Source organism: Vibrio sp. 1249-1 (assembly GCF_033340495.1).
The window spans coordinates 21439-47900 of sequence record NZ_JAWOWJ010000019.1 but is presented as its reverse complement, the minus strand read 5'-3'; the positions used below and the strand labels follow the sequence as shown (position 1 = coordinate 47900).

At 45.9% G+C, this 26462-nt stretch carries 24 protein-coding genes; 8 read left to right on the top strand and 16 right to left on the bottom strand.

Annotated elements, in window-relative coordinates:
- Nucleotides 1-45 precede the first annotated feature (45 nt).
- The 5 genes from R7Z50_RS21830 to R7Z50_RS21810 all read right to left on the bottom strand — a co-directional run bounded on the left by R7Z50_RS21830 (nt 46) and on the right by R7Z50_RS21810 (nt 4620).
- Nucleotides 46-1431 carry a class II fumarate hydratase gene (locus R7Z50_RS21830; RefSeq protein ID WP_206971022.1) on the bottom strand — a complete coding sequence of 462 codons (1386 nt, stop codon included), beginning with the start codon at nt 1429-1431 and terminating at the stop codon, nt 46-48.
- 17 nt (nt 1432-1448) lie between these two features.
- Nucleotides 1449-1826, bottom strand: a complete 378-nt coding sequence (locus R7Z50_RS21825) for a hypothetical protein (RefSeq protein WP_005382370.1) — start codon at nt 1824-1826, stop codon at nt 1449-1451.
- A gap of 199 nt (nt 1827-2025) precedes the next feature.
- The gene (locus R7Z50_RS21820) at nt 2026-2508 is read right to left on the bottom strand and encodes a hypothetical protein (protein ID WP_206971023.1); all 483 of its coding nucleotides are present in this window, start codon (nt 2506-2508) and stop codon (nt 2026-2028) included.
- A 108-nt stretch (nt 2509-2616) separates the two neighbouring features.
- Nucleotides 2617-4344: a sodium:solute symporter family protein gene (locus R7Z50_RS21815; RefSeq protein WP_005382372.1), complete on the bottom strand. Its 1728-nt coding sequence runs from the start codon at nt 4342-4344 to the stop codon at nt 2617-2619.
- Between the two features lie 12 nt (nt 4345-4356).
- Complete coding sequence (locus R7Z50_RS21810; protein ID WP_005382373.1) at nt 4357-4620, bottom strand: DUF4212 domain-containing protein; 264 nt, start codon at nt 4618-4620, stop codon at nt 4357-4359.
- 519 nt (nt 4621-5139) lie between these two features.
- Here R7Z50_RS21810 and R7Z50_RS21805 point away from each other — a divergent pair.
- The gene (locus R7Z50_RS21805) at nt 5140-6891 is read left to right on the top strand and encodes a potassium/proton antiporter (protein WP_017821771.1); all 1752 of its coding nucleotides are present in this window, start codon (nt 5140-5142) and stop codon (nt 6889-6891) included.
- Here R7Z50_RS21805 and R7Z50_RS21800 read toward each other — a convergent pair.
- The 4 genes from R7Z50_RS21800 to aspA all read right to left on the bottom strand — a co-directional run bounded on the left by R7Z50_RS21800 (nt 6888) and on the right by aspA (nt 12641).
- Nucleotides 6888-7517 (bottom strand): response regulator, encoded by a 630-nt coding sequence (locus R7Z50_RS21800; protein ID WP_005382375.1) that lies wholly within the window; start codon nt 7515-7517, stop codon nt 6888-6890. The two genes, R7Z50_RS21805 and R7Z50_RS21800, sit on opposite strands and share 4 nt — an antisense overlap.
- 194 nt (nt 7518-7711) lie before the next feature.
- Nucleotides 7712-9544: a protein-disulfide reductase DsbD gene (locus tag R7Z50_RS21795; RefSeq protein WP_138940505.1), complete on the bottom strand. Its 1833-nt coding sequence runs from the start codon at nt 9542-9544 to the stop codon at nt 7712-7714.
- 161 nt (nt 9545-9705) lie between these two features.
- The gene (locus tag R7Z50_RS21790) at nt 9706-11013 is read right to left on the bottom strand and encodes an anaerobic C4-dicarboxylate transporter (protein WP_318149257.1); all 1308 of its coding nucleotides are present in this window, start codon (nt 11011-11013) and stop codon (nt 9706-9708) included.
- A 176-nt stretch (nt 11014-11189) separates the two neighbouring features.
- On the bottom strand, nt 11190-12641 hold the full coding sequence (gene aspA, locus R7Z50_RS21785; protein ID WP_005382379.1) for an aspartate ammonia-lyase: 1452 nt from the start codon (nt 12639-12641) through the stop codon (nt 11190-11192).
- A gap of 431 nt (nt 12642-13072) precedes the next feature.
- Between aspA and R7Z50_RS21780 the strand changes: the two genes are divergently transcribed.
- Nucleotides 13073-13591 carry an FxsA family protein gene (locus tag R7Z50_RS21780; RefSeq protein ID WP_033907286.1) on the top strand — a complete coding sequence of 173 codons (519 nt, stop codon included), beginning with the start codon at nt 13073-13075 and terminating at the stop codon, nt 13589-13591.
- A gap of 70 nt (nt 13592-13661) precedes the next feature.
- Here R7Z50_RS21780 and trmL read toward each other — a convergent pair whose 3' ends face one another.
- The 4 genes from trmL to R7Z50_RS21760 all read right to left on the bottom strand — a co-directional run bounded on the left by trmL (nt 13662) and on the right by R7Z50_RS21760 (nt 17144).
- Nucleotides 13662-14141, bottom strand: a complete 480-nt coding sequence (gene trmL / locus R7Z50_RS21775) for a tRNA (uridine(34)/cytosine(34)/5-carboxymethylaminomethyluridine(34)-2'-O)-methyltransferase TrmL (protein ID WP_025768811.1) — start codon at nt 14139-14141, stop codon at nt 13662-13664.
- 136 nt (nt 14142-14277) lie between these two features.
- Nucleotides 14278-14886: a superoxide dismutase gene (locus R7Z50_RS21770; protein WP_005382382.1), complete on the bottom strand. Its 609-nt coding sequence runs from the start codon at nt 14884-14886 to the stop codon at nt 14278-14280.
- Nucleotides 14887-15060: 174 nt separating this feature from the next.
- Complete coding sequence (gene cpxA / locus R7Z50_RS21765) at nt 15061-16455, bottom strand: envelope stress sensor histidine kinase CpxA (RefSeq protein WP_318149256.1); 1395 nt, start codon at nt 16453-16455, stop codon at nt 15061-15063.
- A complete protein-coding gene (locus tag R7Z50_RS21760; RefSeq protein WP_005382384.1) occupies nt 16455-17144 on the bottom strand; it encodes a response regulator in 690 nt (229 codons plus the stop codon). The genes cpxA and R7Z50_RS21760 overlap by 1 nt, the downstream gene beginning before the upstream one ends.
- A 190-nt stretch (nt 17145-17334) precedes the next feature.
- Between R7Z50_RS21760 and R7Z50_RS21755 the strand changes: the two genes are divergently transcribed.
- From R7Z50_RS21755 to pfkA, 3 genes are all read left to right on the top strand, one after another.
- Nucleotides 17335-17847: a CpxP family protein gene (locus R7Z50_RS21755; RefSeq protein WP_318149255.1), complete on the top strand. Its 513-nt coding sequence runs from the start codon at nt 17335-17337 to the stop codon at nt 17845-17847.
- A gap of 111 nt (nt 17848-17958) precedes the next feature.
- Nucleotides 17959-18867, top strand: a complete 909-nt coding sequence (gene fieF / locus R7Z50_RS21750; protein WP_025768809.1) for a CDF family cation-efflux transporter FieF — start codon at nt 17959-17961, stop codon at nt 18865-18867.
- Nucleotides 18868-19150: 283 nt separating this feature from the next.
- Nucleotides 19151-20113, top strand: a complete 963-nt coding sequence (pfkA, locus tag R7Z50_RS21745; RefSeq protein ID WP_005381521.1) for a 6-phosphofructokinase — start codon at nt 19151-19153, stop codon at nt 20111-20113.
- Nucleotides 20114-20203: 90 nt separating this feature from the next.
- On the opposite strand, the gene R7Z50_RS21740 is transcribed toward pfkA, so the two are convergent.
- Nucleotides 20204-21586 (bottom strand): MATE family efflux transporter, encoded by a 1383-nt coding sequence (locus R7Z50_RS21740; protein ID WP_017821828.1) that lies wholly within the window; start codon nt 21584-21586, stop codon nt 20204-20206.
- Between the two features lie 240 nt (nt 21587-21826).
- Here R7Z50_RS21740 and R7Z50_RS21735 point away from each other — a divergent pair, with 240 nt between their 5' ends.
- The 3 genes from R7Z50_RS21735 (at nt 21827) to R7Z50_RS21725 (ending at nt 24718) form a co-directional block, all read left to right on the top strand.
- Nucleotides 21827-22117, top strand: a complete 291-nt coding sequence (locus R7Z50_RS21735) for a co-chaperone GroES (protein ID WP_005381516.1) — start codon at nt 21827-21829, stop codon at nt 22115-22117.
- 77 nt (nt 22118-22194) lie between these two features.
- Nucleotides 22195-23841, top strand: coding sequence for a chaperonin GroEL (gene groL / locus R7Z50_RS21730; protein WP_005381509.1), 1647 nt, complete (start codon nt 22195-22197; stop codon nt 23839-23841).
- Between the two features lie 313 nt (nt 23842-24154).
- Nucleotides 24155-24718, top strand: coding sequence for a VC2662 family protein (locus R7Z50_RS21725; protein WP_005381507.1), 564 nt, complete (start codon nt 24155-24157; stop codon nt 24716-24718).
- 100 nt (nt 24719-24818) lie between these two features.
- Here R7Z50_RS21725 and R7Z50_RS21720 read toward each other — a convergent pair whose 3' ends face one another.
- Together R7Z50_RS21720 and epmB are read right to left on the bottom strand one after the other, a co-directional pair.
- The gene (locus tag R7Z50_RS21720; RefSeq protein ID WP_005381504.1) at nt 24819-25316 is read right to left on the bottom strand and encodes an MgtC/SapB family protein; all 498 of its coding nucleotides are present in this window, start codon (nt 25314-25316) and stop codon (nt 24819-24821) included.
- Nucleotides 25317-25411: 95 nt separating this feature from the next.
- Nucleotides 25412-26434 carry an EF-P beta-lysylation protein EpmB gene (gene epmB, locus R7Z50_RS21715; protein WP_033907283.1) on the bottom strand — a complete coding sequence of 341 codons (1023 nt, stop codon included), beginning with the start codon at nt 26432-26434 and terminating at the stop codon, nt 25412-25414.
- Between the last annotated feature and the right edge of the window lie 28 nt (nt 26435-26462).

The window sequence follows — 26462 nt, the reverse complement described above, 5'->3', positions numbered from 1 at the left end:
AGGTCTCGATGTTTGTAATCTTAGTTGATAGGCTGAGTTTGCCGTTTATTCTGCGACGCCGCCTTGGGTCAGTTTGGCTGGATTAAGCAATCGCTCTAGTGTGGCTCTATCCAAATCAGTTTCTTCTTCCGCGACATCAATAATCGCGCGTCCCTGTTTGTAGGCTTTTTTCGCGACTTCTGCCGCTTTTAGGTAACCAATGACCGGGTTGAGAGCCGTGACCAAAATTGGGTTTTTGGCGAGTGCAACATCCAAGTTATCTTGGCGAACTTCAAACGTCGCAATGGCTTTGTCAGCTAAAGCGGTTGCGCTGTTAGAGAGTAACTCGATGCTCTCCAATACGTTATGAGCAATAACTGGCAGCATGACGTTAAGCTGGAAGTTGCCCGCTTGGCCTGCGACGGTTATGGTGGTGTCATTACCAATGACTTGCGCTGATGCCATAGCTGCGGCTTCTGGGATCACAGGATTTACTTTGCCAGGCATGATGGAAGAACCCGGTTGCAAGCCTTGTAATTCAATCTCACCTAAACCAGCCAATGGGCCTGAATTCATCCAACGAAGATCATTTGCGATCTTCATGATCGCAACTGCTGCTGTTTTGAGCTGTCCCGACAGAGCGACGATCGCATCTTGACTGCTTAAATTGAAAAAGAAGTTATCACTGGCCGTGAACTGAATACGAGTTGACTGGGTTAGGTTGCTAGCGAATAAGTCTGCAAAGCGTGGATCGGCATTGATCCCCGTTCCAACCGCCGTACCACCTTGGGCTAAGGCTTTTACAGCAGGAAGAACTTGTTCAATCGCTTGTTTTGCATGCTCGATTTGGAACTGCCAACCGCCAAGTTCTTGAGCAAAGGTAATTGGCATCGCGTCCATTAAGTGGGTGCGACCGGTTTTTACAACATCTTTCAATGCTTGCTGTTTAGACTCTAGTGTTTGGCTGAGGTGTGACAGGGCCGGGAAGAGCTGTTTTTCGATGGCTAATGCTGCGCTAACTTGAATGGCCGTTGGTACCACATCGTTGCTGCTTTGCCCCATGTTGACGTGATCATTAGGGCTGACAGTGCCGCCTAGATGCTGGGAGGCCAGTGTTGCAATTACTTCATTCGCATTCATATTTGAGCTAGTGCCTGATCCCGTTTGGAACACGTCAATTGGGAATTGCTCAATATGATTGCCTTCGATAATTGCTTGAGCTGCGTCAGCAATCGCGTTGGCAATATCTCCCTCAAGCAGCCCTAGCTGTGCGTTGGTGAGTGCCGCAGTCTGCTTGATGTGTGCTAACGCTTTGATAAAACCAGATGGCATTTTATGTTGACTGAATGAGAAGTTATCGACGGCGCGTTGAGTCTGGGCTTGGTAGAGAGCATCTGCAGGGACCGTTACTTCGCCCATACTGTCAGTTTCTATGCGGAATTCGGTGCTCATGGTAGGGATCCTTTTGGTTAATCGAGTGAGATTTGAATCAGGCGTAATTGTTGTTGTAGTGCGAGAAATTTCACGTCGCCTTGTTCAAACTGGTAGTAATAGCGTTTGAGGCAAAATAATGGTGTATGGATAGAATCGAGACAGACACGACGGAAGATACGACTGCGAGTTGAGTCTTGAATTGCGTCTAGTAAATGGAAATAAACCTGACGTAAAAACAGCTCACACAACAATAGATTTTCTTCATCGGCATCGTGTTCATAACAGGAAGACAACACCATTCCCCAATGAATATAGTCATGAATCACGTCTGGCTCAAAGCCATGTGGTGCGGCGAGAAGGAATCTATCTTGGGCTTTAAAAAATGCGTTAAAGATGTCCCGTTTGTTGTCCATAACCACCTCTCATTAAATGTAATGATAATTATTATCAATTAACTTGTGAGTTGGCAACCCTTTTTAGAGTAAGAGGTTGTTGAAGAAAGACTTACGGAAACAAAAGCCGACGCAAAGGCGTCGGCTGAGTAGGAATTCATTTATGCTGAGTGAAACTAAGTCACTGTCGTTTGAATACCGGTGAATTAGCTTGTCGCCGTTATTCAGTAAATAAGGTTTCGTACTTCACAAATGCGGTTTGTGTTTCACCATAATATAGTGTGCCGCCTGATTGAATGACGACTCTTAACCAGCTTTCTGCAGATGCAGGCTTTGGTAAGGTGATGTACCAGCTTTGGCCTGCTTGATCGGCGGGCTTCATATCAATCGGTTGAGCGTTTTTCTCTTTGTCACTCACAATAGAAACTTTAACCCCTTCAAGTGGGTAAGCGGCTTTGAGTGACAATTCTAAGTTATTTTTAGTGAGTTTTTCAGAGCGAAATTTCACTTTAAAATCGCCATTTTCCATATCACACAGACCGCTGGTGTAACGACAATTAGACTTACTCGCGAGTTTGTAAGTTTCCCCTTCTTGCGCCGCGTGGGGCTTCTCGCTGAGGGCCATATCGGTACCGAAGTAAGCGATCAAAGAGAGAACTGGCGCAATCAGTAGAGCGAGAATAAAGTGCTTGTTTTTGAACATCTTGGCTTCCTTGCAACGACATACTGCGAATATGGTAACTGAAAAGTGAGAATAAAAAAGCCCCGGACGGCTGGTTCCAAACGGGGCTTTTGTGGTTTTGATTAGTTTTTAGTGATCCACTGCACTACCAGCACCTACTGGTACGCGAACGTGTTCGACTAGGTCTTTTACTTCTTGTGGCGTTTCTGCAGTTACTTTGGATACAGCGAATGCAACAATGAAGTTAAATAGTGCGCCGATAGCACCAAACGCGTTTGGCTCAATACCCAGGAACCAGTTTGTTCCCCAGCTTTCTAGATATTTCCAATCAGCGACGAAAAGAATGCCTTTGTGTTGGAATACGTAGAACAGCGTAATACTGATACCCGCAATCATACCGGCGATTGCGCCTTCTTTGTTGATGCTCTTGCTGAAGATGCCCATCATCAATGCAGGGAAGATGGATGAAGCGGCAAGACCAAAGGCGAGTGCTACCGTACCTGCGGCAAATCCAGGCGGATTTAAACCGAGATAGCCTGCGGCTGCTATCGCTACTGCCATTGATATTCGACTAGCAAGTAGCTCTTTTTTCTCGGATATGTTCGGATTGATAACCCCTTTGATTAAGTCATGGGAAATAGCTGAAGAAATGGCGAGTAGTAAACCTGCTGCGGTAGATAGTGCAGCTGCAAGACCACCTGCTGCCACAAGTGCAATCACCCAGTTTGGTAGTTTAGCGATCTCTGGGTTAGCCAATACCATGATGTCGTTATCAACGCGCAGTTCGTTGGTGGACGCATCTGAAGTGTATTGGATATTGCCATCGCCATTTTTATCGTCAAAACCGAGTAGTCCAGTTGTTTCCCAGTTTTTGAACCACGCAGGACGCTCGTCATACGCTAGGTGCTGACCCGGAGCTGGATTTACCGTATTCATTAGGTTGAGGCGAGCCATCGCTGATACCGCTGGTGCAGTAGTGTAAAGGATTGCGATGAAGATCAGAGCCCAGCCTGCTGATGTACGTGCGTCGCGAACCTTCGGCACGGTAAAGAAACGGATAATTACGTGTGGTAGACCGGCAGTACCAATCATCAGTGACATGGTGTAGACAAACATATTAAGTGTGTCGCCACGTACTTGGGTCGTGTATTCACTGAATCCGAGTTCGGTCACCACTTGGTCAAGCCGATCGAGTAGATAGACATCGGTACCAGCCATGGTACTCCCCAGACCAATTTGTGGGATTGGGTTACCAGTGAGTTGCAGAGAGATAAAGATTGCAGGGATAGTGTAAGCAAGAATGAGTACGCAATATTGAGCAATCTGCGTGTAAGTGATGCCTTTCATGCCGCCAAGAACCGCGTACATGAAAACGATACACATACCAATTAATAGGCCGGTGGAGTAATCCACTTCTAAGAAGCGACCAAACGCAACGCCCACGCCTTTCATCTGACCGATAACATAAGTCACTGATGCGATGATAAGACAAACAACCGCTACGATACGTGCTGTGTTGGAGTAAAAGCGTTCACCAACAAACTCTGGCACCGTAAACTTACCAAATTTGCGTAGGTAAGGTGCTAGCAACAGCGCAAGCAGAACGTAGCCACCAGTCCAACCCATTAGAAATACTGAGCCGCCATAGCCCATGAAGGCAATTAAGCCTGCCATTGAGATAAACGACGCTGCGGACATCCAATCGGCTGCGGTTGCCATACCGTTTGCAATCGGGTTTACACCGCCACCAGCAACATAAAACTCTTTGGTTGATCCGGCGCGAGCCCAAATAGCAATCCCGATGTACAGGATGAACGTGGCGCCAACGACCAGGTAGGTAATAGTTTTCAAATCCATCTGAGTGACTCCTTATTCGTCCACGCCGAATTCACGGTCAATTTGGCGCATCTTCCATGCGTAATAGAAAATAATTCCTAGGAAGGCATAGATGGAGCCTTGTTGAGCAAACCAGAAACCGAGTTTGTAACCGCCTAGTTGAAATTGATTTAGTACGTCGACAAATAAAATGCCGCAGCCGAAAGACACGACGAACCAGATGACCATTAGGCCGATCATGAGCTTCACGTTTTTGTCCCAATAGGCTTTGGCTCTTTCTTCGCTTTCAAATGCCATTGCCGTCTCCTTACGATTGGTATTGTTGTTAATGAAATGTTTCAATATGTACATTAGCAAGGTGTTGGCAATAACTCTTTTCAACTTTAGTCGGGGTGTTAAAAATGAAGAACCCCCATATTATGGGCTTTTGCAGCGAACAAAGGGGTAAAACGTTATGTTAATAAACTGTTAAGTTAGCCAAAGGTCTAAAGGTTGATTGGATAAACAGGCATGATTAAGACGGGCCATTAATCTTTTCTTCATTGAACTTGGAGATGCTGTGTAAGTATTGGTGGTGATCTTGTGGCTCTTAAAGAGAGAAGGCGTAGATAAGAAAGCTCACAAGTAATTTATTTACATAAAGTTTTCGCATCAAATCACCGTTTTAACGCACAATAAAGTAATATAACTGAGTCATTCTCGTACAACCTCGCATTTTGAGACGGTGTAAAGGGGAGGCAGATTAGGGCATTACCTCATTAACGAAGTAGCCTGCTCATCACAATTATTATCGTTTTTCATTAAGGGAGGGTGAGAATGGACGCAGACACCATTAACAGTTTTTTTCTAATAGGTGCGTTGTTAATCGCACTTAGCGTTCTTTTAAGCCCAGTGTCTTCTAAGTTGGGAATCCCAATTCTTTTGGTATTTTTAGCCGTTGGAATGCTAGCGGGGGAAGACGGCTTAGGCGGCATTTTATTCGATAACTTTTCGATCGCTTATTTGGTTAGTAACCTCGCATTAGCCATCATTTTGCTTGATGGTGGGATGAGAACGCGGGTCGCCAGCTTTAGGGTTGCGTTATGGCCCTCGGTCTCTTTGGCGACATTTGGCGTTGCGATCACCACCATTTTAACCGGGCTGATGGCAACGTGGTTATTCGACTTAGATTTATTGCAAGGCATATTGGTTGGTGCGATTGTTGGTTCCACCGATGCTGCCGCGGTCTTCTCTCTACTCAAAGGTCGTAGCCTGAACGAACGTGTTGGTTCAACGCTGGAAATTGAATCCGGCACCAATGACCCAATGGCGGTGTTTCTGACCGTAACTCTGATTGCTATTTTAGCGAACCCTGGCGCAGATTTAAGTGCGGGCTTTTTGGCGTTCAGTTTTCTTAAGCAGTTTGGTATTGGCGCGTTACTTGGCTTCGCTGGTGGCTGGCTCTTATGGAAAGTTATCAATCGCAATCAATTACCAGATGGGCTGTATTCTATTTTAACGGTCAGTGGTGGCTTGCTTATTTTCGCTTTATCTAACACTTTGGGTGGCAGTGGTATTTTGTCGATTTACCTTGTTGGTCTTTTATTAGGTAACCGTCCAACACGCAGCCGCCACTCTATTCTTCATGTTTTAGATGGTATGACGTGGCTAGCTCAAATTGGTATGTTCTTGGTGCTTGGTTTGTTGGTTACGCCATCCAATTTACTCTCTATTGCGTTGCCAGGTCTTGCGCTTGCTTTCGGGATGATTTTGTTTGCCCGACCAATCTCAGTTTGGATTGGTTTACTGCCATTCAAGAGTTTCACGCCACGTGAAAAGTGGTTTGTCTCTTGGGTAGGATTGCGTGGCGCTGTACCTATCATCCTCGCGGTATTTCCGATGATGGCAGGGTTGCCAGATGCTCAACTGTACTTCAATTTGGCATTCTTTGTAGTAATGGTGTCTTTGATAGTACAAGGGGGCACGTTGACTAAGGCGATGTCTCTTGCAAAGGTCGAGCTACCTTCTAAGCCTGAGCCAATTTCGCGTACGGGTGTAGAGATTTACCCGACCAGTGAGTGGGAGCTGTTTATCTATAGACTTAAAGCAGATAAATGGTGCATTGGTGAGCCATTACGTAGTCTTTCGATGCCGGAAGGAACGCGTATCGCCGCTGTATTTCGCAGTAAAGAGCTATTGCACCCATCCGGCAGTACGCGTCTTGAGGAAGATGATACCTTGTGTGTATTAGCACAAGAAAAGGATTTAGATGCACTGAGCTTACTGTTTAGTGAAGCCCCAGAGAAAGCGTCGCTAGCGCGATTCTTCGGTGACTTCTTCCTCGATATTGAAGTGAAGCTTGCCGATATTGCCGTGATGTATGGTTTGAATCTGGGGGATGAACCGCTGGATAAAAGTTTGAGAAACCTTGTCGAAGAGCAATTAGGTAGCACGCCAGTATTGGGAGACCATTTCGAGTGGCAAGGTTTGCATTGGATCGTCGCTGATGTTGTTGATCAGCAGGTCACTAAAGTCGGTATCCGATTGCCAAACGAAAAAAGTAAGTCTGACGATAAGACGTCAATCTAGTCGCTCATTTCCGTCAGCATAATCACGGCTTGCGTGCGGTTCTTTACACCGAGCTTACGGAAAATCGCTGTCATGTGCGCTTTTATGGTGGCTTCTGAAACATTCAATTCGTAAGCGATTTGCTTGTTCAGCAAGCCATCGGACAACATTCCCAACACTTTATATTGCTGCGGTGTTAGCGCAGCAATCTTTTCCGCTAAGTCATTACATGCCGCGTTATTGGTGATCAACCCTTCAGGGAAGTATGGGTCGCCATTCAGCACTTGATTGAGCGCGTTCACTAATTCGCGCATGTCGCTGGACTTGGGAATAAAACCAAATGCACCATGGCTTTTCACTTGCGTCACGATCGCCGGCTCTTCACTCGCTGAAACGACGACGATAGGTAAATCTGGATGCTCTGCTCGCAAATGAATCAAGCCAGACATACCATTTGCTCCTGGCATTTTGAGATCCAATAGCACTAAATCTGGCTCTTCCTCTCGCTCCAACAAAGCCAGAAGTGCGTCGAGTGAGTCCGCTTCCAGCAAATTTGCACCACTAATAGCCATGTGGATAGATTGAAACAAGGCATTCCGGAAGAGTGGGTGATCATCTGCAATAATGATGGTGTAGGTCGAATCCATGACGTTAAACACTTTTGACTATTTCGTTAAATTTATTATTGTCCAGCTTTGAGAGAGTGGACAATATTTATTCGCTAAAAGTCTGAACCAAATCGACTTTTATTAGGAAAATTGCATATAAACGCAATGTTCTTATTCAAATCTGAGCAATAAAAAACGCCAGTGGACATCACTGGCGTTTGAATATCTGGTTATCAGAACTGCTTGATATGCTCTAAGAAAGGCTCGGCTTGCATAAAGCCCGTCAAACGAGCGTTTGAAACGTGTTCGCCACTGGCATCCCAAAACTCAATTGTTGGTAAACCAAGTACATTCATGTGCTTCAGTAGTTCGATGTCTTGCACTTGGTTTTTGGTCACGTCCGCTTGCAGAAGAACGAAGTCTTGCAGTTTTGCTTCGACGCTTGGGTCATGGAAGGTGTACTTTTCAAACTCTTTACATGCTACACACCAATCGGCGTAGAAATCGAGCATGACGGGTTTACCTGCCGCTTTCGCAAGTGCCAGTTGTTCTTCAAGCTCCGCCACGTTAGCAATGCGAGTAAAGCTAACAGTGGCTTGCTGAGTTTGTGTTGTGTTGTTGCCAAACCAGTAATTTAAGATAGGTTGTGCTGAGGCTAGCAAACCTAAGACGGCGATTATGCCCACGGCACTTTGTTTCCAGCCACCAAACTCTAGACTGTTTTTGATGTGGTATAGCCAACCAAAAGCAGCAATACCCAGTGCTGACCACAGAATCGTTGACCACATTTCTGGCATGATGCGTTCTAGTAAGAAGATAGGTGCGGCAAGCAGAATAAAGCCGAAGAGTGTTTTCACACGGTCCATCCAACCACCTGCTTTTGGTAGCAGTTTGTTGCCGAAGACTGCAACAAGAATAAGCGGAATACCCATGCCCATCGCCAGCGCGTATAACGCGATACCACCCGTCAGCAAATCGCCGCTTTGTGCCACGTAAAGTAGCGCACCAGACAGAGGTGCCGTGGTACAAGGAGAACAAACCAGTCCAGAAATCGCCCCCATGGCGAATACGCCTGCACTGCTGCCACCCTGTTGCTTATTACTTAAGTTATTCAACCATGTTTGAACGCTGCTTGGTAGCTGTAATGAGTACAGACCAAACATAGACAAAGCGAGTGCGATGAACAGTACGCTCAAGCCAATCAGCACATAAGGGTGTTGCATTGCCGCTTGGAACTGCATACCTGCAGATGCCACCACAAGGCCGAGTAGGGTGTAAGTCAGCGCCATGCCTTGCACGTAGACGAATGACAAGCCTAGCGCACGGCGTTGGCTTAGTTTGCCACTGCCAAGCACTATGCTGGTCAGAATTGGGTACATCGGCAGCACACAAGGTGTAAACGCCAAGCCCACACCAAGCGCTAAGAACAGAAGTGGTGTCCACCAGTTATCAGCAAGGTTGGCTGCAAGGCTATCTTGCTGTGTTACTGGCGCCGATGATGTGTCACCAGACGTAGATGATTGCGCCGCTGGTGGCGTTGCTGTTGGTGCCTGTTCTGCTTTTGATGCAGTTGTCGCCGTTGTTGAATCTGAGTTCGACGAAGTAAACGCGCTGATAGGAATCACGCGAGTTTCTGGCGGGTAACAGAAGCCTGCTTTCGCACAACCTTGGTATTGCACCACCACGCGCGCACCGTCTTGCCAATCATGCATTGGTACATTAACGAAGAGAGGTTGAGTATAGATATGCACGTCACCAAAGAATTCATCTTTATGCGGTGTGCCGTCTTCCATTTGCAGTTCGCCTAGCGATACTTTCTCACCAGCTACAGACAAGCGCTCTTGATATAGGTAGTACCCGTCACGTACCTGCCAATCGAGCATCAATTTGTCATCTTGCTGGTAGAAGTTAAATGGAAACGCCTGATCAACCGGAACAAAGCTGTCGCTGCTGCTACCAAAACTGTTGTTCTGGCTATTGTTAAACTGGTCTTTGCCAAATAAAGCTAAAGACGGAGTGGAAAAGGTAATGAGCCCTAAGAGTAAAACGGAAAGTAATGCGCGCATAAAAGAGTCAATTCATCTTAGATAATTGCCGTTAGTGTAACTCAATCAGACCCGGAGGCGAGTCAATAAGTTTCATGAAAATGAAGATTTATTGAGCATAAATCAAGACAACAGGCAATAAAAAAGGGAGCCGAAGCTCCCCGAGTAAGACTCTGTTTCTACTAGATCAGTAGACCACCGAATGCGAAGCCAAGTGCTACCGCAGAAGCGATGGTTACCACACCAGGTACAAAGAATGGGTGGTTGAATACGTACTTACCGATACGAGTTGAACCCGTGTCGTCCATCTCAACCGCTGCTAGAAGCGTTGGGTAAGTTGGCAGCACGAATAGCGCACTTACTGCTGCGAAAGATGCAACTGCGGTAAGTGGTGCGACACCGATTGCTAGTGCTGCTGGCATCAGCGCAACAGTGGTTGCACCTTGTGAGTAAAGCAGCATTGAAGCGAAGAATAGAACGAGTGCTAGCATCCATGGGTAGTCTGCTAGTAGCGCACCAGCCACTTCTTTGATGCCGTCAACGTGCGCGTTAACGAACGTAGAACCTAGCCATGCCACACCAAGAACACACACACACGCTGTCATACCAGAGCGGAATGTTGCTGCTGCTGGGATTTTGCCAGCATCGATTTTACAGCTCATTACGATAGCTGCCGCAGCTGCTAGCATTACCGTCATGATAGCTTCGTTACGACCTAGAGCAGGGTTCTCGATAAGGCCAACAGAGCCAGAAATTGCTGCTGCGTAACACACGACAAATGCGATTGCGCCTAGGAAGATGAATGTTGCTTTCTTCGCTGTTGGTAGGATTTCGCGTTTTGCTTCTGTATTTAGCTTGATTAAGCCTTTTTCTAGACGCTCTTGGTATTCAGCATCGTCTTTTAGCTCACAGCCCATGAAGTTCGCCACGAACGCACCGATCATGCACGCGATGAACGTCGTTGGGATACAGATTGCTAGTAGTGTTAGGTAGTCAACGCCAAATGGGTGCAGCATTGCCGCGAACGCTACAACAGCCGCTGAGATTGGTGATGCGGTGATAGCGATTTGCGATGCTACGACCGCGATAGACAGTGGACGAGAAGGGCGCACGCCTTGGCCTTTCGCTACTTCTGCAATCACTGGCAAAGTAGAGAATGCCGTGTGGCCAGTACCCGCCATTAATGTCATTAGGTAAGTTACGATAGGCGCATAAAAGGTGATGCGCTCAGGATGCTTGAGCAAAAAGTTTTCAGCAACTTGCACCATCCAGTCTAAACCACCCGCTACCTGCATTGCTGCGATAGCGGTGATTACAGACATGATGATCAAAATTACGTCAACGGGAATGTAAGCTTGGCTTGTTGGTACGCCCAAGATCAAAGACAACGCAATGACCCCAGCACCACCGGCAAAACCAATGCCGATACCACCGATTCTTGCCCCCAAATAGATGAAGAGCAGAACCACGAAGAGTTCGACCATGACCATATTGATACCTCTTTAGTTTTTTATTTGATTCTGATTTTTTGAACACTCAGGAACAGGAGTAAATGCTCAGAGAATGAGAACCTAGTGGTTTAGCGGCAATAAAAGCATATAAAAAATGTGGTTAACCGTATGAGAGCCTAAAAAAGGGGCCTGAGTGGCCCCCTTCGGATTCGTTATTACTCGTAACGTTTTGCTTTGTAAGTAGGATGCATGAAGTTTTCTACTGACAAGATTTCATCAAGCTCCTCTGCTGTAAGCAGACCGCGCTCTAGCACGACTTCACGAACACTCTTACCAGTTTCTGCACAAATCTTACCTACGATGTCACCTTCGTGGTGGCCGATGTATGGGTTTAGGTAAGTGACGATACCGATAGAGTTGTAAACGTAGTTTTCGCAAACTTCTTTGTTCACAGTGATGCCGTCGATACATTTATCACGTAGGTTCACACACGCGTTGTGTAGTAGAGAGATAGACTCAAACACACTTTGTGCGATCACAGGTTCCATAACGTTTAGCTGTAGCTGACCGCCTTCTGCTGCGAAAGAAACCGTGTTGTCGTTACCGAGAACTTTGAAGCAAACTTGGTTTACTACTTCTGGGATAACTGGGTTTACTTTAGCTGGCATGATTGAAGAGCCTGCTTGCATTTCAGGTAGGTTCAATTCATTTAGACCCGCACGAGGACCAGAAGAAAGTAGACGAAGGTCGTTACAGATCTTCGATAGTTTCACTGCTAGGCGTTTTAGCGCGCCGTGAGTCATTACGTATGCACCACAGTCAGACGTTGCTTCGATAAGGTCTTCTGCTGCAACAACGTCAAGGCCTGTTACTTCCGCTAGGTGTTTTACTGCAAGCGCTTGGTAGCCAGTTGGTGTATTTAGACCAGTACCGATTGCGGTTGCGCCTAGGTTGATTTCTAGGAGGAGTTTAGATGTGTAATCTAGAGCACGAATCTCTTCGTTTAGTGTTACCGCCCACGCATGGAACTCTTGACCGACTGTCATTGGTACTGCGTCTTGAAGCTGAGTACGGCCCATTTTCAGTACATCTTTAAACTCAACGGCTTTAAGTTCGAATGCGCCTTTTAGGTACTCAATTGCTTCCATTAGCTTGTGTACGCTGTTGTATACCGCAATACGGAAACCTGTTGGGTACGCACAGTTGGTTGATTGGCTCTTGTTTACATGGTCATTTGGGTTAACAAATTCGTATTGGCCTTTCTCTTTACCCATCAACTCAAGCGCAACGTTTGCGATCACTTCGTTCGTGTTCATGTTAACTGAAGTGCCTGCACCGCCTTGGAATACGTCTGATGGGAACTGATCCATACACTTGCCAGTTTCTAGGATCAAATCACACGCTTCGATGATGTAGTTTGCAACGTCTTTTGGAATAGCGCCAAGTTCTTTGTTTGCTAACGCTGCTGCTTTTTTGGTCATTACCATGCCGCGTACAAATTCTGGTACGTCAGAGATGGTCATATTAGAGATGTTGAAGTTCTCGATCGCACGTAGCGTATGAATACCGTAGTACGCATCTGCAGGGACATGACGTTGACCTAATAGATCTTCTTCAATACGAGTGGCTGGGTTTGCTGTTTTTGGAGCATCAGATAGGGTAGCCATAGCAGGATCCTTAGATGATAATTCTGATAATAAAGTTATTTATTAGCCATTTCTGCAATCTAGAATCCATTCATCAGAATTTTTGGCTGGAAAATCCGTCCTGACTTATGTGGCACATGATACTGCACCTAGCGCATAAAAATAGTAACTAGATCACCTTTTTCGTTTTTCATGAGTCAATAATTTGCAAAGTATGAACGGGTTATTAATAACCCTTTATGGGTACTCGATTTTCCTCGACAAACATGAGTTTTTAGAGTTCGAAATTAGCACTTTAAAAGCACGAAAAAATCGGTATGCAATTGAATGAAACGCGCTCCCGCTACTTTGTCTAAAAGAGAAGGAGACCAGTATGAACACGCTTTTTTACAACGATTCGTTTGAGCTTAGTCTGCTTTTACCATTACACTGAATTAAACAAAGGAGGGCGTGTGTTTCCTATCTTATTATTAGCGTTTATTTTTGTTCCGATCATTGAAATCGGCTTATTTATTCAGGTGGGCGGCTTTTTAGGTTTATGGCCGACCATTGCACTAGTCTTAATCACGGCATTTGTTGGTGCATCGTTGGTTCGTAGCCAAGGTATACAAACACTGATGTCAGTACAGGGGCGTCTTGAACAAGGTGAAATTCCAGCCCAGCAAATTTTTGAAGGCGTAATGCTCGCGGTGGCTGGCGTGCTACTGTTAACCCCGGGCTTTATGACCGATGCCCTTGGTATGTTGGTGTTGCTTCCTGCGCCACGCGCCGCGATAGCTAAATACTTGATGAGCAAAATGGTGGTGAAAACCATGCATGGCGGTGGCTTCCAAGGTGGTTTCTCTAACCAGGGGCCATTTGAGCAAGACCCGTTCCGTCGTGACCCATTTGATTCCCAGTCAGATAATGGCAATACCTTCGAAGGGGAATACGAGCGTAAAGACGATGATGATCGCAACAAGCTCAACTGATTGAGTTAGACAGTAAAGAAAATAAAAGGGCGCACCAATCGCCCTTTTCTGTATTTGGAATTCGTGCTGCTTACAATGCGCCTTCAAAGCCCATTTGACGCCATGCTTCAAAAGCAATGATCGCAACGGCATTCGAAAGGTTTAGGCTGCGCGCATCTGGCATCATTGGAATGCGAATACGCTGCTCCATTGGCAAGCTATCGATGATTTCAGCAGGCAAACCACGAGTTTCTGGACCAAACATCAAAACATCACCCGTTTGGTATTGTGCATCAACGTGGTGACCTGTGGTTTTGGTGGTGCAGGCAAACAATCGGTAGTTACCTTGCTTCTCTTTCTCTAAATATTCTAAGAACGCTTGATAGTTTTTATGACGCGTTACGCGAGCTAAATCATGGTAATCCAAACCAGCGCGGCGGACTTTTTTCTCTTCAAGATCGAAACCCAGAGGTTCAATTAAGTGAAGGTTTGCACCGCAGTTGGCGCATAGTCGAATGATGTTGCCGGTGTTCGGCGCGATTTCTGGTTCGTATAAAGCGATATCAAACATGGTATTGAAATAGAGTTGGTCAAAGAGAGGGGCAGTATATACCCAAGTCACCGAAATATGCGAGATTCAGCAAGATTGACCTGGGTATGAAAGCAGGCATTAGCGCGGATGTTAATACCGTAAGTAGCGATGCTCTTTATAAGAGAGCGTGAGCATAGTTTTCTTCAACTGCTCGCCAGTTGACGACGTTCCACCACGCATCAATATATTCTGGGCGACGGTTTTGGTAGCTGATGTAATACGCGTGCTCCCACACGTCTAATGCGAGGATTGGTTCACCGCGCACATCCACTACATCCATCAGAGGGTTGTCTTGATTACTGGTGGACGTAATGTGAATCTCACCATCTTTTACGATCAGCCATGCAAAGCCAGACCCAAAGGTATTGATGGCAGCTTGGGCAAACGCCTCTTTAAATTGCGCAAAGCTACCAAATTTATCGTTAATTGCTTGAGCAAGCGCGCCTTGAGGCTCTCCGCCACCGTTTGGTGACATGCAATTCCAATAAATGATGTGGTTGTAATAGCCGCCACCATTATTACGTACTGCTGGACTGAGCTTAGAGATATTGTCAAAGATCTCGTCTAATGACTGAGTTTCGAGCTCGCTCCCTTCAACGGCATTTACAAACTTATCAAAGTACGTCTTGTGGTGTTTGCTGTAATGCACTTCCATGGTTTTCGCGTCGATGTACGGTTCTAGTGAATCGTACGGGTAAGGCAGAGCGGGAAATGTATGTGACATAGTAAATCCTCCTTAATTGGAAAATTCACTTTAATGCTAACGATAATTATTATCAACTTTGATCTTTGTAAGGGTATTCTAAGAAGCCTCACCAATTTCTAAAGTGAGGGTGGGGCTGTGAATCACTCACTCTAGAAATATGGTGCGAATTATTGTTAGTTCATCAAATTGAGACTAACAATTGATCGGTAAGGTGATACTCATACGCAATCCGCCTAACGGACTTCGGCTGGCTGCGATCGTGCCACTGTGCTGGCGAATGGCACTTTCGGTAATGGTTAGGCCGAGACCTGTGCCGCCAGAGTGGCGATCGCGTGCCGTGGAAACGCGATAGAACGGGCGAAAAATCGCGGCCAGTTCCTCTTCTGGTACACCTTCTCCATTATCGTCAACCGTGATACGAAGCGTATCGTCATCGGCTTTGATGTCGATTTGTACCTCGTCTTTTCCGTAGTAAATGGCGTTACGAACGATATTTCCCACCGCACTCATCAGCAGTTTAGGGTTACCGGAAATATTGCGCTTAGGTAATTCTGAATAGTGTAGCTGTTTGCCCATTTGCTCTGCTTCAAACTGCGCATCTTTAATGATCTCTTCCCATAAACTTTCTAATGGCTGTGTTTCGCGAGTCATATGACTGTTCGCCTGCATGCGAGAAAGCTCTAATAGTTCGCTGATCATCTGTTCCAAGCGCTGCGCTTCTGTATCGATACGAGTCAATTCTGGGCTTTCTCCTTGTTTACGCGTCGCTAATGCGCTTGCCATGCGTAGACGAGTTAAAGGTGAGCGCAGCTCGTGAGAGATATCGGATAGCAAACGTTGTTGTCCTGAAATCATTTGATTAACCGCTTCGACCATCTGGTTGAAGCTGCTGCCTGCTTGACGAAATTCCGCCGTGCCTTTTTCTAAATTTGGGTCTGTGACAAATTCACCTTTCGCTACACGTTGAGCAGCGGCTTCAAGACGACGTGCAGGCTGACTCAAAGCCCAAGCAAGCCATAACAGCAATGGTGTACTAACCAACATGACCGCAAGCAAGAGCTGGAATGGGTGATCAAACAGACGCAGGAGTAGAGGTGGTGGCTCATTCCACTTGAAGCCCACGTACATCAAGATATCGGAATCTGCCAAAGTGATAGGAATTGGGCCCGCAATCATGTATCGACCATACAGCTTCTGCTTTGGATTATTGTAATCTTCGATACTGGTGACAAAGTTTTGCATGGCACGCAATTGAAAATTGCTGCGTTTTTCTGTCGTAAGAACATTACCGCTGTAGTCAGAAAAAAACACTCGTGGGCGAGGGTCGTGCTTGCCGTGGCGGTTGCCCTCGATACGAAAAAGTATGCGGCCTAAATCAGTTTGCTGGCTGTATTTTTGTTGGATTGAGTCACGCGTTTCTACCATACGTTTGTAGTGTTCTTCTGGAATATCGCGAGCTTTGCGTGGGTCCAAATGTGGCAGTGATAGCACGGCTATCAATACTAATAACATGGTGAACCAAAAAATGGCAAAGATGCGTCCATACAGGCTATTGATGTTTGGCAGTTTGATGCGTGATAGGCGCATTAATCCTCCTCAAGCAGCATGTAGCCACGACCACGCAGGGTTTTAATTCGCGGCTTGCCATTGCTTTGATCTGGTAATTTTTTACGTAAGTTCGAGACATGCATATCGATAGCGCGATCAAAAGCAGCGAGTCGTTTACCAAGCACATCTAAGCTCAGTGTCTCTTTGGTCAGCACTTGTCCTGGGTTTTGTACGAAGTGGGTGAGTAGCGCAAACTCGGTTGCCGTGAGATCGAGTAGCTGTTGCTCACAGTACGCTTCTTGCTTACCGGGATAGAGGCGGATTTCTTGATACTCAATGCAATCGCTGTTTTTGGTATTTTTTTGTGTGCTGCTAGTGCGGCGTAAAATCGCGCGGATACGCGCTAACAGCTCTCGGTCACTAAAAGGTTTTGGTAAATAATCATCCGCGCCCAGTTCCAAGCCGATCACGCGATCAATTTCTTCCCCTTTAGCGGTCAGCATCAAGACGGGAGTTTCCCAATTTTCACGTAAGCGTTTCAGCGTTTCCATGCCATTGAGTTTTGGCATCATGACATCCAACAAAATCAAATCAATCTTATCATTGATCGCGGCTAAGCCGGCTTCACCGTCATTTGCTTCGCTGACGTCAAACCCTTCGAAACTGAGTACTTCTTTTAATAAGCTGGTTAGCTCGATATCGTCATCGATTAAAAGAATGTTTGCCATGGGGGCACCTATAGTAAGTTACCGATAGCCTAATATTACATTGGAATGATGCGCAACGAAGAGGAGAAAAATCACTCTTTACGATTCTTTACGCTCCCTATACGTCGCTTTACCTAGCGGGTCGTATTCTATACTCAAGCGCTGTGAGAACAGCTCAGAAGAACCACTCACCTGTGTAAGGAATCGTATTATGAAGTCTGCAAAAAAACTTGTGTTAGCTGCTGTTGTTCTACCTCTTACTCTTGGCGCCGCAAGCGCATTCGCTTACGGTGGTAAAAACCATCATAAAGGTCCTCGTGACGAATGCGGCATGGGTATGGACCGAGGTGTCATGCGTCAACTAGACCTGACTGATGCACAAAAAGATCAGCTAAAAAAAATGCGTGAAGCAAACAAAGCAGAAATGAAAGCAAAATTCGCTGATGGCAAAGAAGCACGTATGGCTGAGCGTCAAGCGCATCACGCAAAAGTACAATCGCTTTTGCTGGCGGATAATTTTGATGAAGCTCAAGCTACCGAGTTAGCAAAAGAGATGGTTGAGCGCCAAATGGAACGTCGCGTGCAAATGCTAGAAAGAAAGCACCAAATGCTTAGCGTATTAACACCTGAGCAGAAAGCGAAATTTGTTGAGCTACAAAATGAACGTATGCAAGAGTGTGGCGACAGAATGCACAAGCGCATGGAAAAGTCGCGCAATAATTAAGTCATGAATTGATGTTATATAAAGAGGCAGCCATTGGTTGCCTCTTTTTGATCTGGTTATTTCATGGTCATTCAATATACTCAACGTATGGTTTTAGTTAACTCTTTGATTATGAAACAGCAATACGCACGTTTAGTTACGACCGCCGCTTGGACTGCAACCATTGTGGCGACGCTTCTTCTGATAGTAAAAGTCATCACGTGGTGGGTAACCGGCTCAGTGAGCTTATTGGCGTCATTGATTGACTCCATGTTAGATATCGCGGCTTCAGTTGTGAATCTTGTGGTGGTTCGTTACGCCTTACAACCGGCAGACCGCGAACATACTTTTGGGCATGGTAAAGCTGAGTCCTTAGCGGCCCTAGCCCAAGCAATGTTTATTTCGGGCTCGGCAGTATTTTTGATTCTTAACGGGATTGACCGATTTTTCCGCCCGCATGCTTTACACGCACCGGAGTTAGGTGTGTATGTATCGCTGTTTGCGATTGTGGTCACACTTGGCTTGGTGATGTTCCAAAAACATGTGGTTCGCGTGACGGGGAGCCAAGCAATAGCGGCGGATTCTCTGCATTATCAGACTGACTTGTATATGAATGCTGCGATCATGGTGGCTCTGGGGCTCAGTTATTTTGGAGTGACTCAAGCGGATGCTGTGTTTGCGATTGGTATTGGTGTCTTCATTCTTTATAGCGCTTTCAAAATGGTCAGCGAAGCGATTCAAACCTTACTTGATAGAAAGTTGCCCGATGAAGAACTTGAGCAAATTAACCAAGCTTGTTTGAGCGTAAAAGGGGTATTGGGTGTGCATCAGTTACGCACACGAATGTCAGGACCGACGCGCTTTATACAGTTGCATTTAGAGCTAGACGATAACTTACGATTAATTGAGGCGCATTACATCGCTGATAAAGTGGAAGATAATTTATTGGCTCTGTTTCCTGATGCGGATGTATTGATCCATCAAGATCCATTGTCTGTCGTTTTCGGACCTGAGAAAGAGCAGAAAGCGCAAGATTGGTAGGCTTGAAAAATCCATCAGTGCCCGACGACAAACAGGTACTTATTGACTATCTTTCCATCAATACTTATTAAGATTCGTGATCCTGATATGAATCAACAAAGTTTCATAGAGAAACTGTAATACTCTTACATAAGTAGAAAAGTTACATAAAAAAGTGCGTTTTCATTGGTAATCCTGTAGAGGAAATGTAACATAACGCACAGTTCTGGATTATGCAGGTTGCTTGGTAACAAGGGGCCTAAAAGAAAATTAAATAATTGATTGCCAAAGATCGAGGGTGAGCATGATTAAGAAGATCGGTGTTTTAACAAGTGGCGGTGACGCACCTGGTATGAACGCTGCGATACGCGGCGTAGTACGTACAGCACTATCCGAAGGATTGGAAGTATTCGGTGTGTACGACGGCTACCTAGGCCTATACGAAGGCCGCATCGAGAAGCTAGATCGTTCTAGCGTTTCAGATGTGATCAACAAAGGTGGTACGTTCCTAGGTTCTGCACGTTTCCCTGAATTTAAACAAGTGGAAGTTCGTGAAAAAGCGATTGAGAACCTGAAAAAACATGGTATCGATGCACTAGTGGTAATCGGTGGTGATGGTTCGTACATGGGTGCGAAGAAACTGACTGAAATGGGTTACCCATGTATCGGTCTTCCGGGCACAATCGACAACGATATCGCAGGTACGGATTACACTGTGGGCTACCTAAGTGCACTAAACACCGTTATCGATGCAATCGACCGTCTACGTGATACTTCTTCATCTCACCAACGCATTTCAATTGTAGAAATCATGGGCCGTCACTGTGGTGATTTGACTCTGATGTCTGCAATTGCGGGCGGTTGTGAATACATCATCACTCCGGAAACTGGTCTAGACAAAGACAAGCTGATCAGCAACATCCAAGATGGTATCGCTAAAGGTAAGAAACACGCGATCATCGCGCTTACTGAGCTAATGATGGATGCTAATGAACTAGCACGTGACATCGAAGCCGCGACAGGTCGTGAAACTCGTGCAACAGTACTTGGTCACATCCAACGTGGTGGTCGTCCAACTGCATTTGACCGCGTACTAGCATCTCGTATGGGTAACTACGCTGTTCACCTATTGATCGAAGGTCATGGTGGTCGTTGTGTAGGTATCGTGAAAGAGCAACTTGTTCACCACGATATCATCGACGCAATCGAAAACATGAAGCGTCCAGTACGCAACGATCTATACAAAGTTGCTGAAGAGTTGTTCTAAGCAAGCTTGAAATAGATAAACAAAACCGCGGCTTTCCGCGGTTTTTTTGTATTTGAGAATCAACAAAAAGAAACTAGCGATAGACGAGTGTTAAGACACGCTGCTCTGCTCTATGAGCGTTAATTTTCGCTCGCGCAGCGCAAACAAGTAGCCCAGTAGCCCACCCAACGTATTCCCAACCGCGATACCGATAAACAAGCCTTCAATACTGTAGATTTGGCTCCCGATCCACGCCGATGGCAAGGTAAAAATGAACAGCCGCATAAAGCTCCACTGGAATGCACGCAATGGCTTGTGCATCGCATTCAAACCACTGACTAACATCATCACGATGCCTTGGAAGCCATAACTAAATGGCACCACCAGTAAATAATGCCAAAGCAGGTTTTTCACCGCATCTTCCTGAGAAAACAGCGCAGCCAGAGGAATGCTCAGTGGCACCATCATCAAGAAGATAAACCCTTGGAATACCACTGCAAAACGCATGCTAATAAATAAACCGGAAAAGGCTCGTTGCGGTTGTTTGGCTCCTAAATTTTGTGCCATAAACGGTGTGAGGGCAGAGGTCAGCGACATCAATACTAAAATCAATATAGACTCAATACGCTGCGCTGCGCCGTAAGCAGCAACCGCCGCTGTACCGTGGTTGGATAACAGCATCATCAGAATGGCACCGGACAACGGATTCATCGCGTTTGATAGCGCTGCAGGGGTACCAATTTTTAGTGTCTGTTGCCAGTCTTGTTTCAGCAAAGCCCATTGGGGTTGAGCAAGCAATTTTTCCCGTTTAATTAGCACATAGAATGAGCCACACAAAGCACCTAACCAGCTAAAGGCACTTGCTATGGCTGCGCCTTGAATGCCAAGTTCCGGAAAAGGGCCATAACCGAAAATCAACAATGGATCGAGCATGCCATTAATCAAACCAGCCAACATCATGACTTTTGCTGGTGTCTTTGTGTCGCCAGTAGCTCGGATAGCACTGTTGCCCGCCATTGGGATCACTAGCAGAGGAATGGTGAGATACCAGACCTGCATATACTGCTCAATAAGAGGGATGAGATCATCAGACGCGCCAAGAAAACGAAACAATGGCGCAATGGTGGTAAAGCCAATAGAAGACGCGATAGCCACAAGTAACACGGCTAACAACAAACCGTGGGTGGTGAACCGAGCAGCTTGTGGTGCATGACCTTGCCCAAGCAAGCGACCAATATTGGTCGATAGTCCCATCCCAATCCCCATCGTAATGCAGTTAACCGCAAAGGTGACAGGGAAGGTATAGCTGATAGCTGCTAGCGCTTGAGTGCCAAGCAACGAGATAAAAAACGTGTCCACCAAGTTAAACATCAAAATTGCGATCATGCCCATGGTCATGGGTACGGTCATTTTCCGCAGCGTTTCAGGAATGGGTGCGGTCAACAAACCATGCTTATCGGTCGCTTGGGGTTCCAGCTTGTTATTTTCCTGCATGTGTGACAACTATCTGGTGAGCAAACTGCAAGGATACAAGAAAGCGAGATGCCGAGCGAGTGAGCATTTCTAACGCAAACCGTTGCCTAGTTGTTCGTTATTTTAACTAAGTCACAAAAATTTTGTGCCACCCCCTTGGGATCGCTGCTTCGACCCCTTATATAGGGATCACGTGTCTGGGGCTACAGTCCCTAAGGACAATTATCAAATAAACATGGAAATTTTCAGGAGAGACGACCGATGAACATTCGTCCATTACATGACCGAGTTATCGTTGAACGTAAAGAAGTTGAATCTAAGTCTGCTGGTGGCATCGTTCTGACTGGTTCTGCTGCAGAAAAATCGACTCGCGGTGTTGTTCTAGCTGTGGGTAAAGGCCGCATCCTAGAAAACGGCACCGTACTGCCACTAGACGTTAAAGTCGGTGATACCGTTATCTTCGCTGAAGGTTACGGTACAAAAACTGAAAAAATCGACGGTAAAGAAGTGCTTGTCATGTCTGAAAACGACATCATGGCGATCGTTGAATAATAGCAATCATTGAGTAATTTTTTGCTCAGATTCAATTACGAAATTACACACAAAGAATTTTAGAAAGGAAATCAAAGATGGCTGCTAAAGACGTTAAATTTGGTAATGACGCACGAGTTAAAATGCTGGAAGGTGTAAACGTTCTGGCTGACGCAGTAAAAGTAACACTGGGTCCTAAAGGACGTAATGTCGTTCTAGACAAATCTTTTGGTGCACCAACTATCACTAAAGATGGTGTATCAGTAGCGCGTGAAATCGAGCTGGAAGATAAATTCCAGAACATGGGCGCACAAATGGTTAAAGAAGTTGCGTCTAAAGCAAACGACGCAGCGGGTGACGGTACAACAACAGCAACGGTACTAGCACAATCTATCGTTAACGAAGGTCTAAAAGCAGTCGCAGCGGGCATGAACCCAATGGATCTTAAGCGTGGTATCGACAAAGCTGTTGCCGCGGCAGTTGAGCAACTAAAAGAGCTTTCTGTTGAATGTAACGACACAAAAGCGATCGCGCAGGTTGGTACTATCTCTGCAAACTCAGACGCAAGCGTAGGTAATATCATTGCAGAAGCAATGGAGCGTGTGGGTCGTGATGGCGTTATCACGGTTGAAGAAGGTCAGGCGCTACAAGACGAGTTAGACGTAGTAGAAGGTATGCAGTTCGACCGCGGTTACCTGTCTCCTTACTTCATCAACAACCAAGAATCAGGCAGTGTTGATCTAGAAAACCCATTCATTCTTCTAGTAGACAAGAAGATCTCAAACATTCGTGAGCTTCTTCCAACGCTAGAAGCTGTCGCGAAAGCATCTCGTCCACTGCTTATCATTGCAGAAGATGTAGAAGGCGAAGCGCTAGCAACATTGGTTGTGAACAACATGCGTGGCATCGTAAAAGTTGCAGCTGTGAAAGCACCTGGTTTCGGTGACCGCCGTAAAGCAATGCTACAAGACATCGCTATCCTAACTGGCGGTACTGTGATTTCTGAAGAGATCGGTCTAGAGCTAGAAAAAGTTGCACTAGAAGATCTAGGTCAAGCGAAGCGTGTTTCTATCACGAAAGAAAACACGACTATCATCGATGGTATCGGTGAAGAAGAGATGATCTCTGGCCGTGTTGCTCAGATTCGTCAACAAATCGAAGACGCAACTTCAGACTACGACAAAGAGAAACTACAAGAGCGTGTTGCTAAACTGGCTGGCGGTGTTGCAGTAATCAAAGTTGGTGCTGCGACTGAAGTTGAAATGAAAGAGAAGAAAGACCGTGTAGAAGATGCGCTAGCCGCAACTCGCGCAGCGGTTGAAGAAGGTGTTGTTGCTGGTGGTGGTGTTGCACTTATCCGCGCGGCATCTAAGATTGCTCACCTAACGGGTGACAACGAAGAACAAAACGTTGGTATCCGCGTTGCACTACGTGCAATGGAAGCGCCAATCCGTCAAATCACGAAGAACGCAGGTGAGGAAGACTCAGTTGTTGCGAACAACGTGAAAGCGGGTGAAGGTAGCTACGGCTACAACGCGGCAACAGGCGAATACGGCGACATGCTAGAAATGGGTATCCTAGATCCAACTAAAGTTACTCGTTCTGCACTACAATTCGCAGCATCGGTTGCAGGTCTGATGATCACAACTGAAGCGATGGTTACTGACCTACCGCAAAAAGACGCGCCAGCGATGCCTGACATGGGCGGCATGGGTGGCATGGGCGGTATGGGCGGCATGATGTAAGCCAGCTTATCTCATCGCTCTAGGGAAACCTTATAGCGGAAAGATAACCGACCAAACCCTTAAAAGTCGAGGCAGATGCCTCGACTTTTTTATGCGTGTCACCTGAGAAACATGACGTTCTGGTGTGGCTTATCATGAAATTTTTGAGCGTAAAAAGCGCCATTTCAGAAGCAAAAAATCGAAGAGAAATATTTTTTCTTTTGAGTCAGATGGTTAAATCTGACCTATTGCTAACACTTTTTGAACGGGGACAGAGCAAAATCTGAACATTACACTATGTTGTAAATTGTTGCTTCCCATCATGGAGATGAAAATGAAAAAGCTTATGACGTCATTGGCGGTTGCAGCCGCTATCGCATCACCTGTTGCTTTTGCCGACAGTACACCTGTGATGTTCTCTACTATCGATAACACAAACGCACCTTCGAATTCTTCAGTTGGTGGTGTTCGTTTAGCTGTGTTGCATGGACAGGTAAATGAGGTTAAAGGTGTCGACTTTTCACTGCTTGGTATGTCAGAAACGGATCGTACGACAGGTGTGAACTTCGGTCTGTTTTTTGGCGCAGCAAAAGTAAATCAAGAAATGAAAGGCGCGTCTTTAGGCTTAGTTAACTGGAACCAAGGTCAGACGACGGGTGTTAACTTGGGTGCTGTTAACATTACGAACAACGTAAAAGGCTTGAACTGGAGCGCGGTGAACTATTCTGAAGGCTACACCATGGCGGATGTGGGCTTAGCGAGTATCTCTAAGAAGTCTAATTTCCAGTTTGGTTTCTTCAACATGACCGATCAAATCGATGGCGTGCAAATTGGTCTTTTGAACTGTGCGGATAACGGTTTCTTCAAGTGTTTCCCACTCATCAACTTTGCTAAGTAATCCCTGAGAAAGTCAGAATCTTTATATACAGAAAGCCCTCGATGTTCGTCGAGGGCTCTTTAATTACTGATGAGATGAAGTGAGTTTCTCGGAGCGTTAACTATTTAATTAATCGTGATGAAGTTTTGCGTTGTTGAATTCTTTGATGAACACCGCGGCGTAATGCTTTGATGTGGTTTTCTGCTTTATCCACACCTAACAACACGGTTAATGTCAGGAGAGTAATAACCACCGACTGCGTTAAATAACCCAAACCTATCATCAAACCTAAACCTGCTAGTACCCATATTACAGCCGCGGATGTTACGCCATGGATTTTTCCATCAAGTGTCATCATAACGCCAGCGCCTAAGAAGCCGACGCCAGTAATGATCTGACCAAGCACTCGTGCTTGATCAAGTGTATTTGGCGATAACGATACTGCCATCGACATAAACAGGTAGGTGCCTGAAATAATTAATATTGCTGTGCGAATGCCAACCGGTTTACCACGAGTTTGGCGCTCTATACCGATCATGAGCCCATTAATGGCGCAGCATAGTAGGGCAGGCCAACTGAATGGGCCAAGATCGAAAATTTGTTCGAATGCTGTATGCATCTTGACCTCCAAAAGTGCGGAGTATGCATAGACTTACCGTGCAAAGCGAACAAAAATAATCAATCTAGACGACAAATTTAATTGAGCGTCAGAGCTTACTCTAAATGCAAATCCAACGGCGTTTTACTTGGCCTGCCACCAATTTCTCGTGTGAGTTTTGGTACCAGATAACCCGATACACGCGTGATGAGTCCGCGCATAATAGCTTTCGCTTCTTCGTCCGAAATAAAATAGTGCGCTGCGCCTTGCACCTTATCAAGAACGTGGAGGTAATAAGGCAAGATACCCGCGTCAAATAAGGCCTCACTTAACGTCACTTGAGCTTCTACCGAATCATTCACGCCTTTCAGCAGAACGCCTTGATTTAGAAGCGTAACGCCCGCTCTTTTGAGCTTGAACATCTGTTCAGCAAATTCGTCATTGATTTCGTTGGCATGGTTGATGTGAGTGACGAGGATGATTTGTAACCTTGATGCTTGCAGAAGTTGGCATAGTTCATCAGTGACTCGAGCAGGAATCACCACAGGTAAACGGCTATGAATACGCAGACGTTTGATGTGAGGAATATGAGCAATGTGCTCTAAAAGCCAATGAATCTCATCGTCTTTTGCCATTAATGGATCACCACCTGAGAAGATGACTTCGTTCAACTCTGGTTGTTGTGCCATGTACTCTAAGCACTTGGTCCAGGCTTGTTTCCCGCTTTTGTTCTCTTGATAAGGGAAGTGACGACGAAAGCAGTAACGGCAATTTACCGCGCAGCCACCTTTGACAATCATCAGGGCGCGGTTGCGATACTTGTGTAGCAGGCCAGGGACTTCATTGTCCTGCTCTTCCAATGGATCATTGGAGTAACCCGGATGCACCTCAAATTCGTCGCTCAGTGGTAAAACCTGACGTAAAAGAGGGTCTTTAGGGTTGCCTTTCTCCATCCTATCGACAAAACTTTGCGGTACACGCTGTGCAAACAGCTTGCGCGCGGCAAACCCGTCTTGCCACGGTGAAGGATCAATTTCCAGTATTTCGAGCAATTTTGCAGGATCAGAGATCCCATTCGCCAACTGTTTGAGCCAGTTTTGCTCAACAGATTCGACTTTTCGGGTTATTATGTGCGGCATTGAATTTAGCTCTAAGAATGTAAGAGGA